Source organism: Micromonospora sp. NPDC049201 (assembly GCF_055586805.1).
Genome location: NZ_JBVJHM010000001.1, coordinates 296,964 through 311,585, shown reverse-complemented (window position 1 = coordinate 311,585; position 14,622 = coordinate 296,964). Strand labels below are relative to the sequence as shown.

The following is a 14,622-nucleotide window of genomic DNA, read 5'->3' as shown; positions in this document are numbered from 1 at the left end:
ACAGGTGATCGAAGGAGTCTCCGTGAGAATCAGAGCGAAAATGCTGCTCGCGCTGGCCGCGACGCTGGCCGCGGCCGGCCTGGTCATCCCCGCCACGCAGCCCGCGTACGCGGCGTCGCTGACCGAGGTGACCAGCTTCGGCGACAACCCGGGGCGGATGCGCATGCACGTCTACGTGCCGGACAACCGGCCGACCCGACCGGCGACCGTGGTGGCCATGCACGGCTGCGGCGGCTCCGGCCCCGGCTTCTATTCCGGCAGCGAGTTCGCCTCACTGGCCGACCGCTACGGGTACATCGTGATCTACCCGACCGCGACCCAGCAGGCCGGCTTCGGCAACTGCTTCGACACCTGGTCCGACGCCGCCAAGCGCCGCGGCGGCGGCAGCGACCCGGTGTCGATCATCTCGATGATCCGCTGGGTCCAGCAGCAGTACGGCGCCGACCCGGGCCGGGTCTACGCCACCGGCAGCTCGTCCGGCGGCATGATGACCAACCACATGCTGGCGCTCTACCCCGACGTGTTCTCCGCGGGAGCCGCATTCATGGGCGTGCCGTTCAACTGCTTCGCCAACGCGGCCGACTATCCGCCGCAGAGCAGCCAGTGCACCGGCGGCAGCATGAACCGGACACCGCAGCAGTGGGGCGACGCGGTCCGTCAGGCCTACCCCGGCTACGCGGGCCCCCGCCCCCGGGTGCAGTTGTGGCACGGCACCGCCGACACACTCGTGCCGTACTCGCTGCTCCAGGAGACCATCGAGCAGTGGACCAACGTGTTCGGGCTCAGCCAGACGCCCACCTCCACCGACACGCCGCAGACCAACTGGAACCGGCGCCGCTACGCCGACTCCGGCGGCACGGTGCAGGTCGAGGCGTACAGCGTCCAGGGCGCCGGGCACAGCCTGCCGGCCAGTGGGATGGCCGCGGCCGCGATCGCGTTCTTCGGCCTGACCGGCACGCCGAGCCCGACGACCTCGCCCAGCCCCACCACCTCGCCCACCACGTCGCCCAGCCCCACCACGTCGCCGACCCCGGGCCCGACCACGCCCCCGCCGGGCTCCGGCGCGTGCCGGATCAGCGTCGAGGTCAACGCCTGGAACTCCGGGCTGACCGAGAACATCACCATCACCAACACCGGGGCCGGTGCGGTCAACGGCTGGTCACTGGTGTTCACGCTGCCCGGCGGCCAGACCATCACCTCGGGTTGGAACGCCTCCTACTCCCCCGCCGCCGGCCAGGTGACGGCCCGTAACGTCGCCTACAACGCCGCCATCCCGGCCAACGGGTCGACCACCATCGGCTTCCAGGCCAACCACAGCGGCAACACCGCCAAGCCCGGTTCCTTCACCCTCAACGGCGCGCCCTGCACGCTCACCTGACCGGGGTCGCCCCCCGGGTCGCGCCCTGCCCGGGGGCGACCCCGGGCAGGGCGCAGTTTCACGGAAAGTGTGGCCATTCGAGCCCGAATGGCCACACTTTCCGTGAAAGCGGGGGGTGGGGGGTGGGCGGCGCGGGGCGCGGAGGCGCGGGGGCGGGTCAGGGCAGTGGGGTGCCGCGGGCGACGATCCAGAGGTCGTACCACTCCTCGCGGGTCAGCTCCGGGTCACGGCCGGCGGCGTCCCGGCAGGCCCGGATGCGGTCGGGGCGGGCGGTGCCGATCACCGGCGCCACCCGCGCCGGGTGCCGCTGAATCCACCACAACACGATCGCCTCCGGCGTGGTGCCCTTCGCCTCGGCCAGGGCCGCGACCCGCTCGGTCGCCTCCCGGTCGGCCGGCGTCTGGGCGGCGCCGGTGAAACGCCCTCGGGCCAGCGCGCCCCACGCCTGGAGGCCGATCCGGTGCGTCCGGCAGTGCTCCAGGGTGCCGAGCGGAAAGCCGGTCCCGGTGGACTCCGCGGTGTTCACCAGCACGCCGGCCTCGACCCAGTCGCGCCGACCCAGGCTGATCTCCAACTGGTTGGCGACGAGCGGCACGTCGAGGGCGGCCTGGAGGTGGGCGATCTGCGGGGCCGCCATGTTCGACACGCCGAACTGCCGCACCAGCCCCTGCCGGTACAGCGAGGTCAACGCGCCGGCCACCTCGTCCGGGTCGGCCAGCGGGTCCGGCCGGTGCAGCAGCAGGACGTCGATCACGTCGGTCCGCAGCCGCGCCAGGCTCCGCTCGACGCTGCGCTCGATGTGCGCGGCGCGCAGGTCGTACCGGCCCGGCCCCTCGTCGCCGGGTAGGCGGATACCGCACTTCGTCTGGATCAGCACCCGGCGGCTCAGCTCCGGCGCGCGGGCCAGCACCTCGCCGAAGACCGCCTCCGACTTGCCGTTGCGGTAGATGTCCGCGTGGTCGAACGCGGTGACGCCGATCTCCAGCGCGGCCTCGACCGCCGCCTCGGCCGCCGCGATCTCCGGCGCGCCGTACGGCTCGGCGTCCCACCCGCCGCCCAGCCCCATGCAGCCGTAGATCAGTCGGTGGTCGCGGATGTCGGCGCTCGCCGGGGAAACGTGCTGCTCGTCGGCCATGACTCGTGGATAGCACAGGAACCGATCATCGGCGCGGCGAGCACCGGGACCGTACTTTCGACCGGTTCGGCGTGGGCCGGGACTTCCTAGCCTGGTGCCATGAGCGACACGCGTCGACCGGCCGGCCTGCTGTGCGACCTGGGCCTCGCCGTGGTGTTCGTCCTCGGCCTGGCGTTCACCGCCGTCATGCTCGCGGACAGTTGGGGTCCCCGGTACGCCGTGCTCGACGGGACGGTCGGGGCGACCGTCTGTCTGCTGGCCCTGCGCCGCCGCCGGGACCGGGTCCGCACGGCGGCGGCCGGGCTCGGCGTGGCGGCCGTCGCCGTCGGGGTCGCCCATGTCGCGGGCCTGCCGCAGGAGCCCGGCCCGATCACCGGGCTGGCGCTGGCCGTGCTGGTCGGCTCCGTGATCCGGGCCCGGCCGGTGCGGACCGCCGCCGCCGTCGGCGGCGCCGGTCTGCTGGTGATCGTCGGCAGCCTGCTCACGTCGCTGGACAACCGGCACGGCTTCTCCGCGGTGACGGTGCTCGCCGTGCTGTGCTGGCTGGCCGCCGTCGCGGTCGGCGTCGCGCTGCGCCTCGCCGACGCCCGGGGCCGGGCCACCACCGAGCGGGTACGCCGGGACGAGCGGCTCGCGCTGGCCCGTGAGCTGCACGACGTGGTCGCCCACCACGTCACCGGCATCGTCGTGCAGGCCCAGGCCGCGCAACTGGTCGGCGCGAAGCGGCCGGCGGAGGTGCCGGCGATGCTGGCCGGGATCGAGCTGTCCGGTGCCGACGCGCTGGCCGCCATGCGCCGGGTGGTCGGGCTGCTCCGGGACACCGACGACGCGGCCCCCGCCCCGCCCGACCCGGAGCAACTCACCGACCTGGTGGCCCGGTTCGACCGGCTCGGCCCGCCGGTGCGGCTCCGGTTGCCCGCCGGTGACCACGGGTGGCCACCCACCGGTGACCTCGCCTGGCCGCCGGAGGTGACCACCACGGTCCACCGGATCGTGCAGGAGTCTCTGACCAACGTGTCCCGGCACGCCCCACACGCCGGGTCGGTGACCGTCACGGTCGACAGGTGCTCCGAGGGGGTGTCCGTCGAGGTGGTGGACGACGCGCCGGCGGCGCCCGCCCGGGTCGGCCACCGCGGCGGCTACGGCCTGGTCGGCATGCGCGAGCGCGTCCGGACGCTGGGCGGCACGCTGACCGCCGGCCCCCGCGACGGCCGGGGCTGGGCCGTCCGGGCCACGCTCCCCCTCCCGGTCCGGAGCCCACGATGAGCATCCGGGTGCTGATCGCCGACGACCAGGCCATGATCCGGGGCGGGCTGCGGCTCATCCTGGAGGACCAGCCCGACATCACCGTGGTGGGTGAGGCGTCCGACGGCGTCGGGGCGGTGGCCGAGGCCCGCCGGCTGCGCCCGGACGTCTGCCTGGTCGACATCCGGATGCCCCGGCTCGACGGCATCGAGGTGACCCGCGCGCTGGCCGGCCCGCCGAACCCGCTGCGGGTCATCGTGGTGACCACGTTCGACCTCGACGAGTACGTCTACGGCGCGCTGCGCAACGGCGCGGTCGGTTTCCTGCTCAAGGACGCCGGGCCGGCGCTGCTGGTCGAGGCGGTGCGGGCCGCGCACAACGGCGACGCGCTGGTGTCCCCGTCGGTGACGCTGCGGCTGCTCAGGCACGTCACGGCCGCGACCCGGCCCGCGGCGGCCCGGTCGACGGCCCGGCTGTCCGCGCGGGAACTGGAGGTGGTCCGGGCGGTCGCGCGCGGGCGGACGAACCAGGAGATCGCCGCCGAGCTGTTCATCTCGTTGAGCACCGTGAAGAGCCACATCTCCGGCATCCAGACGAAGCTGGACGCCCGCAACCGGGTGGAGATCGCCGCCTGGGCCTGGGAGAACCGGGTGGTCGAAGGCGCCTGACCGGCTCATGCCGGCGGCTCGACGAGCGGCCGGCGGAACGGGCTCCAGCCGAGGAAGCGCTGGTACATCTGCTGCGGGCTCGGACCGTCGTGCGGGTTGAGGTGGTAGAGGTCGCGCATCGCCTCGTAGAGCAGCCCGGCCAGGTAGATGGTCATCGCGGCGAGGTTGCGGTCGTACTCGGCCTTGAGCGCGAGCCGGGCGTGCGGGCAGGGCCACGGCTCACCGTCGGCCCGGCACGCCCACGTCGGGCGCACCGGCGTGTGCGGTACGGCCGTGCCGTAGCCGTGCGGGCGGTCGGGCTCCGGGCCGCGGCCGGGCATTGGCAGTCTCGTCGTGATCACGGAACCTCCTCCGTCGGACGGCGTGGACCGGCGCCACACCGGTGACAGTCTGGTGAGGACTCGACTACTGTCGACAGATGCTCGGCGCGTCCGCGCAGCTCAGGTGGATGGCTGGGCAGCCGTGGGCGGGTCCGCCGCGGCGACTGGGCGGAGGTTGGGGAGACGATGGGTAGCGCGACCAACTACGTGCTCGGCGAGCTGCGTCTGTTCCGGGCGTCGGTGGAGCTGAGCCAGGAGGAGTTCGGCCGGCGGATCGACTACTCGGGGTCGCATGTCAGCTCGGTGGAGACCGGCGGACGCGCACCGACCCGGGAATACATGAGGGCGGTCGACGAGCGGTTCGCGACCGGCGGGCGGTTCGAGCGGATGCTGCGCGCGCTGGCGTCGCTCGACGCCGATCCGGCGTGGCTGCGCGAGTGGATCGAGGTGGAGCGGGAGGCGACCACGTTGCGCTGGTTCGAGCTGGCCTACCTGCCCGGCCTGCTCCAGACCGAGCGCTACGCCCGCGCCACGCTGGCCGGCGGCCGGTTCACCCCGGAGGAGTGCGACCGCATCGTGGCGGGCCGCGTGGAGCGGCAGGCGATCCTGACCGGGCCGCGACCGCCGCAGCTCATCGCCGTCGTCGACGAGGCGGTGCTCCGCCGGCCGGTGCTCGACGCGCCGGGCCTGATGGCGGAGCAGTTCGACCGGCTGGTGGAGCTGGCCGCGCTGGAGCACGTCCAAATTCACGTGGTGCCGGTCGACGCCGGGATGTACCTGGGTCTGGCCGGGCAGTTCATCATCGCCGAACTGCCCGACGGCGGCCGGGTCGCATATGCCGACAATCAACTCAACGCGCAGATCGTCGACGCGCCGGCCGACGTTGCTAGGCTCGCCCGGACGTGGGAGATCGTGCGCAACGAAGCGCTCCCCCGCCGCCAGTCCCTCAAGCTGATCAAGGAAGTGGCGAAGGTATGGAACTGACCACCCCTACGTGGCGGAAGTCGACCCGGTCCGGCGGCAACGGTGGAGCATGCGTGGAGGTCGCCGACAACCTGCCGGGCGTCGTGCTGGTCCGCGACACCAAGGACCGCGACGGCGGCACCCTGCACGTCGCCGCCGCGTCCTGGCAGTCGTTCGTGGAACTGGCCAAGCGGCTCGGTCCCACCGCCTGACCCACCCGCGACGGGCTCAGTCCGGGGGCGTCACCCGCACGCCGAGCCACTGCTCGGCGTCCCAGGCGTAGAACCGTTCCAGCTCGGTGAACCCCCCGCTTCGCCGCAAGGCGAGTCACCCGCAACACGCGCGACGAACACGGACGCCCGACGATCGCCGGGCCCATCCGCCTGACCCGTCCTCGCCATCAAGTTTGTAGCGTGCCGGGACCACTGTCCCCACCGGACTTCGACCAGACGCGTCAGCTCGGACGGCGCTGGACCCGCCGGAACGCGACCGCCGCCAGCAGGCCGGCGAGCACCAGGTAGCAGCCCGACTCCAGCCACTGGACCGACCAGTACCGAGCGACCGGCTGGTAGGCGACGTCCACGTGCAGGTCGTGGTCGGCCAGGCAGGTCGCGGTGTCGCCGAACGGCCCCTCCGCCGCGCCGGTCCTCGGCGGGTCGGTGAAACACCTGTCGAAGATCGCCCGGTCCAGTGGCGTGCCATCGCGGGTACGCAGCTCGCTGACATCGGTGATCCAGGCGTCCGGCAGGGTCAGCCCCTTCACCACCGGCGCCCCGGTGATGCCGCCCAGGCCGCGTGCCTGGTTGATGGCCGCGGCGGTCATCGGCAGCGTGACGTGCTCCGCCGGCAGCAGGTGCGGCCGGACCAGGTTCGGCACCAGGAACTGGACGACCACGAAGACCAGCGCGGTCACCGCCATGGCCGGCACGGTCCGGCGCACCACCAGCCCGATCAGGACCCCGAGGACGACGGCGAACACCGCGTACGCCACCGGGGCGAGGTTGCGGGCACCGAACAGGACGGTGCTGAAACGGTTGTCCGCGACCCGGTCGACCGGGCTCATCGCCCAGGTCACCAGCGCGGCGGCGACACCGGTCACGGCCATGGCGGCCAGCCCGACCACGGTCAGCTTGACCGCGAGCCAGCGGCGGCGGGTCACGCTCTGGTTCCAGACCAGTCGTTGGGTGCCGGCCTCCAGCTCCCGGGCCACCAGCGGCGCGCCCCAGAACATGCCGAGCAGGCCGGGCGCCGGCGCGAGCAGCGCCGCCAGATAGAGCGAGGTGTTCTCGTAGTCGACCGCCAGCTGGGCCAGCCGGGGGCAGTCGGGCCGGCCGGCGCACTGGGACCGGTAGGCGTCCTCGGCGTCCCGGACGTCCAGGCCGAGATGCACGACGTACGCGGCGAACAGCGCCAGCGCGACCACGCCGACCAGGGCCGGCACGCGAAACTGCCGCCAGGTGAGCCAGCTCATCGGTTTCCCTCCCCCGCCGCCCGGGTCAGATAGCTCAGCACCAGGTCCTCCAGCCCGACCGGCGCCACGCGCCACGGCCCGCACGGCGGCGGGCCGTCGACCCGCACGACGGCGTCGATGTGCGCCCCGGTGTGCCGTGTCGCGACCGCCTCCACCCCGGCCGGCAGCCGGTCCCGCTCATCGCGCGGGCCGACCAGCCGGTGGTGCCGGGTCAGCAGGTCGGCCACGTCGCCGGCGACCTGCACCCGGGACCCAACCAGGACGACGAGGTGGTCGCAGGCCCGGGCCACGTCGCCGAGCAGGTGGGAGGAGAGGATGGCGGTGGCACCCAGTTCGGCGACCACCTCCATCAGGTCGCGCAGGAAACCGTCGCGGGCCAGCGGGTCCAGCGCGGCGGCCGGCTCGTCGAGGATCAGCAGGTCGGGACGCTTGGCCACGGCGACGGTGAGCGCCAGCTGCGCCCGCTGGCCGCCGGAGAGCCGGCCTGCCCGCTGACCCGGGTCGAGTCCCACCCGGGCGATCCGCCGCGCCGCCAGCGCCGGATCCCAGGACGGGTTCAGCTTCGCCCCCATCCGCAGGTGGTCGGCGACCGAGAGGGCGGCGTACACCGGGGTGTCCTGGGCGACGAAACCGACCCGGGCCAGGTGCGCGGCGTTCGCCGCGGGCGGCGAGCCGAGCACCCGCAACGTGCCCGCGGTCGGCGTGGTCAAGCCGCAGGCGAGATTCAGCAACGTGGACTTGCCGGCGCCGTTCGGGCCGACCAGCCCGACCACCCGGCCCCGGGGAACGTCGAGGTCGCAGTCGACGAGCGCGGGCCGACGACCGTACCGTTTCGTCAGGCCCCGGGCGTGGACGGCGAGTTCGGAAAGTGACATGCCCCGATCCTGCGGATCGGGGCCGTCGCCGGCATCGGTCCGGAGAAGGGCCGACCGCCCCGGCCGTCGTCCTTTCGGCCGGTTTCCGGGCCGGGGGCGGCGGGTCCGTCAGCCGGTCAGCACGACAGTGTCCCCTCGTCGCCCGGGTCGACGCCCAGCACCTCGGTGAACCGGCGGTACGCGTCGACCCGGTCCCGCACCTGCCCGGGGTTGCCGCCGCCGCACTCCAGCGCCCCGTTGATGCTGCTGACCGTTCCGGCGAACCCGGCGCCGCCGGTGATCGCCGCGTGCGGCGTGGTGGTGCCCGCGCCGGACTGGGTCATCCAGAACCAGAGCGCGGTCCGCCACGCCACCGCCGGGTCGGTCGCGACCAGGTCCGGGTTGCCGAGCAGGTCGACCCCGAGCGCGTCGCCGGCCGCCTGGTAGTTGTAGTTCCAGCTCAGTTGCAGCGGGCCGCGCCCGTGGTAGGCGGTCCGGCCGGCCGGGCACCCGTAGGGCCGGGAGCCATCGCAGTAGGTGCCCCACGCCGCCCGGTCGATCTCGTCGACGTGGACCAGACCCTCGGTCTCGTGGTCGACGTTGGCCAGGAACGCGGCCAGTTCCCGCTTGCGGGTCCGCTCGTCGCCGGTGGTGGCGAACGCGGGGAACGTCGCCATCGCGTCGGTGAGCCCGGCGTACGTGTAGAAGGCGTTGCGGCTCGGGAACATGGCGTCGAACGTGGACCCGGTCAGCGTGCCGTCGTTCTCCGGCACCACCCGCTTGTTCGATCCGGCCCTCGGGGGCACCGACGGGGTCGGGGAGCCGGTGGACGTGTCCGTCCCGCCGACCGTGTAGCCGGCGAACAGGCCGCGCACCCGGAACGGGTAGCTGTCCAGCAGGATGACCGGCATGCCGCCCTGGGCCTCGACCGCCGCCGTGCCCTGGTCCCAGGCCATCAGCGTCAGCGTGAGATGGTCACCGACCACCTTCTTGTCGTCGAGCATCCGCTGGGTCTCCTCGGCCAGGTGGCAGAACCACCGGGCGTGGGCGTGGATGGAGTCCTCCGGGTCCAGCGCCGACGCCTCGCCGCTGTCGTCGTCGTCCTCGCCGTACTGCGCGAAGACCTCGGGCGTCAACTGGGACAGGCCCTTGCGGCCCTCCTGGCCCTCCTTGTCCGCGTCGAAGTCCGACGCGTACTCGATCTGGGCGGCGAGGATCACGGGGGTGAGCAGGTCGCACTCCCGGGCCGCCGCCTCGATCGGCGCGACCAGGTCGGCGTCGGGCACACCCGAGGAGTCGAACCGGCCGCGACCGTCGCCCCCGGCCAACTGGGTGAGGACGCTGCCCCCGGCGCCGGGGCCGAGCGTGCTCTCCGGATCCGGCGAGTACGAGGTCAGCTGCGACCCGCTGAGCAGGATGATGATCACCAGGACGATAAGGGCCAGCGCCGCCATCGCCGCCAGCGGGAACATGCCGACCATCGAGAGGAGCAGCCAGGTGAGCTGGGTGGCGCCCAACCGGCCCGTCGCCGTCTGCTGCGCCGCCCGCGCCGCCGCCACCTTCGACACCGGCCGTCACCCGGCCCGCTGGTGCCAGGCCGCCGACGCCCGCTCGGTGACCGCCCGCGCCTCGGCCTTCGCCGCCGCCGCGATCGGCGCCGCGTCCGGCTCCTTGTACCAGGGACGCAACCGGATCACCGCCGGCCGCACGCCGGTCGCCAGCAGCAGCGCGGTGCCCTTCGGCAACGCCCGGATCCGGTCCGCCGGCAGCACCTGCTCCTGCCGGTACGACACCGACCGGCTGCCGCCGTCGCGGGACCGGGAGTAGGTCGGGGTACGCACGTCGTGCTGGCCGACGAGGCGGGCGACCTTGTCCACGAAGTCGGCGTCGTCCAGCCCGGCGCCCAGCAGCTTGACCGTGGCGGCGCTCCACAACGCGTCCATCCCCGCCTCGCCCCAGACCCGCACCCCCTGCCGGTAGCTCTGCAACAGCGTCACCACGCTGACGCCACGGGAGCCGAGATGGCTGTAGAGGTCGGGCAGGTCGGCGATGCGGCACACGTTCGCCGCCTCGTCCAGCACGGCGGTCATCGGCGGGTCCAACCGGCCGCCCATCCGTTCGGCGGCCACCACGCCGGCCCGGACCACGGCGTCCGCCAGCCCGGCGATCACCCCGGCGGCGGACCCGCCGCCGTCCTTGGACAGCAGGTAGAGCGTGTCCCGGCCGAGCACGTGCTCCGCCGGGACGAACTCCGGGCGGTCCGGGTCCGGGCTGACCCAGGCCAGGATCTCCGGGTCGAGCAGGCAGGCCACGCACTGTCGGGCCGTCTCGTAGATGCCGTCCCGGGTCTCCACCGCCCCGCGTACGGTGCCCTGGAGCTGGTCGGCCATGGCGGTCAGCCCGGCGTCGCGGAGCAGGTCGATCGGACTACGGTCGGCCGGGTCGGCGAGCCAGGCCAGCATCTCGACGACCGGCACGCCGCCGCGGGCGGCGGCCAGGAAGAGCGCGGTCAGCGTGTTCTGCGCCGCGGCGGTCCAGAAGTCCCGCTTCGACGCGTCGTCGTTGACCGAGCTGACGAAGTGACCGGCGAGCCGCCGCGCGCCCTCCGGGTTGTGGCAGCCGCCGAGCATGTCCCACCACATCGCCCGCTCGGTGTACGCGATGCCCTGCGGGTCGAACGTCCACACCCGGCCGATCCGGGCCCGCTCCTGCCGGGTGACCAGGTAGACGTCCGACTTGTTGGACGTGAGCAGCACCGCGCCGGGCGCGCGCAGCACCCGTGGGATGGCGATCCCGGTGGACTTCCCGGAACGCGGCGCCATCAGGTCGAGTTCCACGTCCTCGTAGGAGGACCGCAGCTCGGGGCCGGACGGCAGCAGGTCGCCGAGCAGGTTGCCGGTGTCGTCGGGGCGCAGTCGGGGCAGGTCCCGCAGCGACGGGCGCAGTTCGCGGGCCCGCGCCTCGGCCGCCCTGCCCGTCATGGTCCGCAGGTCGGCCGCACCGGCGAGGTTCGCCGGCCGACCCAGCCGGCGGACCACGGCGCGGGTGGCCGCGACCACCGGGACGGCGGCGAACGGGACAAGACCGGCCGCGCCGCCGTACACCAGGGCCGACGGCACGCCCGGCCACACCGCCCCGGCGTCGCCGGCGAGCAGGCTCAGGTAGACGTCGAGGCGGAACGGCGGCGGGCGCCAGCCGTAGCCGCCCACCGCGGCGGCGAGCGTGCCCCCGAGCCAGAGCAGGGCGAAGGCGGTGAGGTTGATCAACGCGAGCACGGGGACCAGCCAGGCCAGGTGGTCCCCGCCGCCGCGCTTCACCGGTGCTCCAGGTCGGGCCGGGAGCCGGCCGTGACGGCCCGCACCACCGCGTCCCGCTCGGCGCGCATCCGGTCCGCGTCGCCGTTGGCGATCCACCGCGTGTTCGTGTCGTGCAGGTGCCGCTCGGCGTCGGTGATCGCGACCCGGATCGGGATGCCGGGCCGCCCACCGACCTTGATCAGGAAGCGGCCCCGGCCGGGCGGTTCCTCGTTCCCGCCGTCCTGGGCCCAGCCGGCCGGCGAGGACCAGGACGAGACCAGCTCGATCTCGCGCCGGGACAGCCCGACCACGCGGGCCAGTTCCTCCATCTCCGCCCTCGGCAGCCCGGCGCAGGCGACCATGCCGGCCCGCTCGACGAACCCGCGCGCCTTGGCCTTGTCCGCCTCGCTGCCCAGCGCCTCGGCGTCCTTCAACGTGTGGGTGATCTTCGCGTCGGCCAGACCGAGCGAGCGGTTCAGCCGGGTGAGCGCGTCGATCCGGTCCACGATGCCGGAGGCCGCCCGCAACGGCCGCCACAGCTCGTCCAGCACGGTGAAGAACCAGCGCCGGGGCGCCAGGCCCGCGTCGGCGAGGGCGTGCGACGCGGACACCGTGCCCAGGCCGTCCGACCAGGCGGCGAGCATCGCGGCGGCGGTCAACTGCCCGTCCGCCTCGCCGATGCGGGAGATGTCGATGCAGACCGCGGTGGCGTCCGGGTCGATCCGGGTGGCCGTCTCCGACGCGAACGTGTCGCCGAGCGGGCCGTCCACGATGCCGAGCAGCGACCGGTGCAGCGGGTCCACCGCGTCCCGGTACCGGGACTCCTGCCCCCGGTCCAGCGTGACCTGCCGGACCTGCGGCGGCCCGGCCTCCAGCACCGCGAGCAGGTCCGGCAGCCGGTACGTCCGGCCCGGCGCGGTGCGCTCGCGCAGGTGCCGCAGGCAGGCCGAGAGCACCGACTGCTCGTGGTCGCTGATCGGCGCGCCCCGCACGATGGTCAGCAGGGCGGCCACCATGTTCAGCACCCGGCCGTGGGACTCGGCGGACAGCGCCTCGCCGGCCTGCCCGCCGATCCGCGCCGCCGCCGCGCCCATCGCGCCCGGGTCGAGCACGTTGAGCCCGCCGACGCCCCGGGCGATGGAGATGACCTGCCCACCGAGCGCGCGGACGGTGTCCGCGTAGTCGGGCTTGAGGTCGCCGAGCACCAGCGGGACGACGCCCTGCCCGGCCAGGCCGATCAGCATCCGGTTGATCAGCGTCGACTTGCCCAGACCCGGCATGCCGAGCATGAACAGCGACGGGTTGGAGATGTACCGCGCCCGGGTGAACCAGTTGAGCGGGTCCCCGCAGACCGTGGCGCCGGTGCTGATGTGCTGCCCGAGCGGTACGCCGGTCATCGGCGCGCCCGAGCCGGAGGCGAACGGCCAGAGCCCGCACGCCTGCACCGTGGTGGCCCGCCACATGGCCGGCGGGTCCAGCGTGGCCACCCGGCCGCCACCCAGTTCGGGCGAACCGCGGTGCGGCACCACGTCGGCGCGGTCCATCCGGGCCAGCCGCTGCCGGTACCGGTGCTCGGCGGCCTCCTCCGCGGCCCGCCGCCGGCGCGCCCGCCGCAGCGCCCGCGGAGTCTGCTCGCCGGTCTCGTCGGGCTCCCGGTCCTGCGCCTCCACGGGTGGCACCACCAGGCCGGACATCGCGGTGTCCGGCCCGGACGTCCCCCGTGGCCAGCCCGCGCCGAGGTCCAGCACCCGCGCGCCGTCCGCGCCCACCCCGGCCGTCACAGCGCCTCCTGAAGGTCCTGCGGGACGATCGACTGCTCCCAGGGCAGGATGCCGACCGGAAGCGCGCAGGTGAACGCCGCGGCCTGCAACCGGTCCGCCGGTCGCATCGCGATCCGGGTCGCGCCGAGCAGGTTCCGCATGGTCACATTCGCGTCGCGCACCTCGGCGACCGAGTCGACGGTCAACGTCACCAGCATCGAGAACTCCACCAGGCCGGCGCCCGAGGCCTCCTCCGCCGCGGTCTGCTCGGCCGCCTGGATCTCCGCGACCGCCCGGGCGCGGACCAGGCCCTTGGTCGAGTTCGCCATGAACTGGGCGGACCGGCGGTCGGACTCGACGATCCGGGCGGAGGTCGCCGGGTCGATCGGGCGGTAGACCAGGGCCACCCGCTTGCGGCGGATGCCGGCGGCCGGGTCGAGCAGGCTGCGCAGGATCCCGGAGCGCACCACGCCGCGCGGCGCCATGGTCAGCAGCCAGCTCCGGGACACCCCGGAGTCGTGCTGGTACGCGGTGACCGTCTCGACCGTGGCGGCCGGCCCGGCGTCGTCCCACTCCAGGCCGGTGCCGCCGTGCTGGGCGCGTACGTCGAGCACCTCGGCCGCGGCGGCCGGGTCGTACGCGACGCGGACGACCTCGGCGATCCGTTCCGCCGACAGCGGCTCCGCCGCGCCCCCACCGGCGGCCACCAGCCCGTTGAGCACCCCCTGCAACCGCAGCGCCAGGTCCGCGAGCATGGCGTCGTCGTCGCGCCGGCCGCCGCCCGGCGCCGAGTAGGTGAGCGTCAGGTAGGTGTTCATCTCCGAGGACGCCTCCGGGTAGGAGCGCACCACCTCCTCCATCACCGCGCGGGCGGCGGGCGGCGCGTTCGGGGAGAGCCGGCCCAGCACCTCGGTGGCGAGCCGGGTGCCCGGGTCGGGGGCGGTCTCCACCACCACCGACGCGCCGCGCAGCCCCGGCTCGTGCGCCAGCCGGGACAGCCACTCCCCCCACAGCGCCACCCACGTGTCGACCTGGTCCGGGTCGACGAGCGACCCGCCGTCCGGCTCGCAGCTCAACACGATCGTGTACTGGTGCCGGTTGCGGTGGTGCAGCACGCCGAACGGCCGGTCGTACGGGTCGCGTCCCTCCAGCATGGTCACCCGGCTCAGCAGCCCGGGCGGGCGGAACCGGCCACCCGGCCGGGTGGACAGCGGTCCGGAGACGTAGAGGTGCTGCCGCTTGGACCGGCGGCGCATCCACCCGACCCGGACGCCGGCCATCTGGAAGACGTTGCGGCCGTCCTGGGTGCGGATCGCCAACGGCGCCAACACCAGCGCGAACGGAAGCCCCACCACCAGGGCCGCGTCCAGCGAGATCATGGACGCGATCAGGACCACCACGAGACCGCCGAAGAGGCCGAAGGTCCCGATCAGGCCCAGCGAGCCCAGGCCGGCCTTGCGGGGACGGCGCCAGTTGCCGTACGTCGGTGTCTTGATCTGTTCGGTTGCCGTGCTCATGCTCGTCCTCCTGGG

Annotated in this window: 13 protein-coding genes; 5 read left to right on the top strand and 8 right to left on the bottom strand. The window is 74.1% G+C overall.

Annotated features, from left to right (window positions below; translation table 11 throughout):
* The first annotated feature begins 22 nt into the window (after positions 1-22).
* Entirely contained in the window at positions 23-1,378 is a 1,356-nt protein-coding gene (locus ACZ6O5_RS01185) for an extracellular catalytic domain type 1 short-chain-length polyhydroxyalkanoate depolymerase (protein ID WP_465973907.1), read from the top strand.
* A 157-nt stretch (positions 1,379-1,535) separates the two neighbouring features.
* Here ACZ6O5_RS01185 and ACZ6O5_RS01180 read toward each other — a convergent pair whose 3' ends face one another.
* Positions 1,536-2,513: an aldo/keto reductase gene (locus ACZ6O5_RS01180; RefSeq protein ID WP_465973906.1), complete on the bottom strand. Its 978-nt coding sequence runs from the start codon at positions 2,511-2,513 to the stop codon at positions 1,536-1,538.
* Between the two features lie 99 nt (positions 2,514-2,612).
* On the opposite strand from ACZ6O5_RS01180, the gene ACZ6O5_RS01175 reads away from it, so the two are divergent.
* Both ACZ6O5_RS01175 and ACZ6O5_RS01170 read left to right on the top strand, forming a co-directional pair.
* Positions 2,613-3,779 (top strand): sensor histidine kinase, encoded by a 1,167-nt coding sequence (locus tag ACZ6O5_RS01175; protein WP_465973905.1) that lies wholly within the window; start codon positions 2,613-2,615, stop codon positions 3,777-3,779.
* Entirely contained in the window at positions 3,776-4,426 is a 651-nt protein-coding gene (locus ACZ6O5_RS01170; RefSeq protein ID WP_465973904.1) for a response regulator transcription factor, read from the top strand. The genes ACZ6O5_RS01175 and ACZ6O5_RS01170 overlap by 4 nt, the downstream gene beginning before the upstream one ends.
* A 5-nt stretch (positions 4,427-4,431) precedes the next feature.
* On the opposite strand, the gene ACZ6O5_RS01165 is transcribed toward ACZ6O5_RS01170, so the two are convergent.
* Complete coding sequence (locus tag ACZ6O5_RS01165; RefSeq protein WP_465974315.1) at positions 4,432-4,746, bottom strand: hypothetical protein; 315 nt, start codon at positions 4,744-4,746, stop codon at positions 4,432-4,434.
* A 186-nt stretch (positions 4,747-4,932) separates the two neighbouring features.
* Here ACZ6O5_RS01165 and ACZ6O5_RS01160 point away from each other — a divergent pair, with 186 nt between their 5' ends.
* Both ACZ6O5_RS01160 and ACZ6O5_RS01155 read left to right on the top strand, forming a co-directional pair.
* Positions 4,933-5,730 (top strand): helix-turn-helix domain-containing protein, encoded by a 798-nt coding sequence (locus tag ACZ6O5_RS01160; RefSeq protein WP_465973903.1) that lies wholly within the window; start codon positions 4,933-4,935, stop codon positions 5,728-5,730.
* Positions 5,721-5,921: a DUF397 domain-containing protein gene (locus ACZ6O5_RS01155; RefSeq protein ID WP_465973902.1), complete on the top strand. Its 201-nt coding sequence runs from the start codon at positions 5,721-5,723 to the stop codon at positions 5,919-5,921. The genes ACZ6O5_RS01160 and ACZ6O5_RS01155 overlap by 10 nt, the downstream gene beginning before the upstream one ends.
* A 242-nt stretch (positions 5,922-6,163) precedes the next feature.
* Here ACZ6O5_RS01155 and ACZ6O5_RS01150 read toward each other — a convergent pair whose 3' ends face one another.
* The 6 genes from ACZ6O5_RS01150 to ACZ6O5_RS01125 form a co-directional block, all read right to left on the bottom strand.
* A complete protein-coding gene (locus ACZ6O5_RS01150) occupies positions 6,164-7,180 on the bottom strand; it encodes an ABC transporter permease subunit (protein ID WP_465973901.1) in 1,017 nt (338 codons plus the stop codon).
* Positions 7,177-8,055, bottom strand: coding sequence for an ABC transporter ATP-binding protein (locus tag ACZ6O5_RS01145; protein ID WP_465973900.1), 879 nt, complete (start codon positions 8,053-8,055; stop codon positions 7,177-7,179). Before ACZ6O5_RS01145 ends, ACZ6O5_RS01150 begins: the two co-directional genes overlap by 4 nt.
* A gap of 116 nt (positions 8,056-8,171) precedes the next feature.
* Positions 8,172-9,602 (bottom strand): glycoside hydrolase family 19 protein, encoded by a 1,431-nt coding sequence (locus ACZ6O5_RS01140; RefSeq protein WP_465973899.1) that lies wholly within the window; start codon positions 9,600-9,602, stop codon positions 8,172-8,174.
* Between the two features lie 6 nt (positions 9,603-9,608).
* Positions 9,609-11,351, bottom strand: coding sequence for a type IV secretory system conjugative DNA transfer family protein (locus ACZ6O5_RS01135; protein ID WP_465973898.1), 1,743 nt, complete (start codon positions 11,349-11,351; stop codon positions 9,609-9,611).
* Positions 11,348-13,111, bottom strand: a complete 1,764-nt coding sequence (locus tag ACZ6O5_RS01130) for an ATP/GTP-binding protein (RefSeq protein ID WP_465973897.1) — start codon at positions 13,109-13,111, stop codon at positions 11,348-11,350. The genes ACZ6O5_RS01135 and ACZ6O5_RS01130 overlap by 4 nt, the downstream gene beginning before the upstream one ends.
* A complete protein-coding gene (locus tag ACZ6O5_RS01125; protein ID WP_465973896.1) occupies positions 13,108-14,607 on the bottom strand; it encodes an SCO6880 family protein in 1,500 nt (499 codons plus the stop codon). Before ACZ6O5_RS01125 ends, ACZ6O5_RS01130 begins: the two co-directional genes overlap by 4 nt.
* Positions 14,608-14,622 lie beyond the last annotated feature (15 nt).

Coding starts and splice junctions, on each gene's coding strand:
- ACZ6O5_RS01145 (WP_465973900.1), bottom strand. CDS start 8,055: ATGTCACTTTCCGAACTCGCCGTCCACGCCCGGGGCCTGACGAAACGG.
- ACZ6O5_RS01150 (WP_465973901.1), bottom strand. CDS start 7,180: ATGAGCTGGCTCACCTGGCGGCAGTTTCGCGTGCCGGCCCTGGTCGGC.
- ACZ6O5_RS01125 (WP_465973896.1), bottom strand. CDS start 14,607: ATGAGCACGGCAACCGAACAGATCAAGACACCGACGTACGGCAACTGG.
- ACZ6O5_RS01155 (WP_465973902.1), top strand. CDS start 5,721: ATGGAACTGACCACCCCTACGTGGCGGAAGTCGACCCGGTCCGGCGGC.
- ACZ6O5_RS01175 (WP_465973905.1), top strand. CDS start 2,613: ATGAGCGACACGCGTCGACCGGCCGGCCTGCTGTGCGACCTGGGCCTC.
- ACZ6O5_RS01170 (WP_465973904.1), top strand. CDS start 3,776: ATGAGCATCCGGGTGCTGATCGCCGACGACCAGGCCATGATCCGGGGC.
- ACZ6O5_RS01160 (WP_465973903.1), top strand. CDS start 4,933: ATGGGTAGCGCGACCAACTACGTGCTCGGCGAGCTGCGTCTGTTCCGG.
- ACZ6O5_RS01165 (WP_465974315.1), bottom strand. CDS start 4,746: ATGCCCGGCCGCGGCCCGGAGCCCGACCGCCCGCACGGCTACGGCACG.
- ACZ6O5_RS01180 (WP_465973906.1), bottom strand. CDS start 2,513: ATGGCCGACGAGCAGCACGTTTCCCCGGCGAGCGCCGACATCCGCGAC.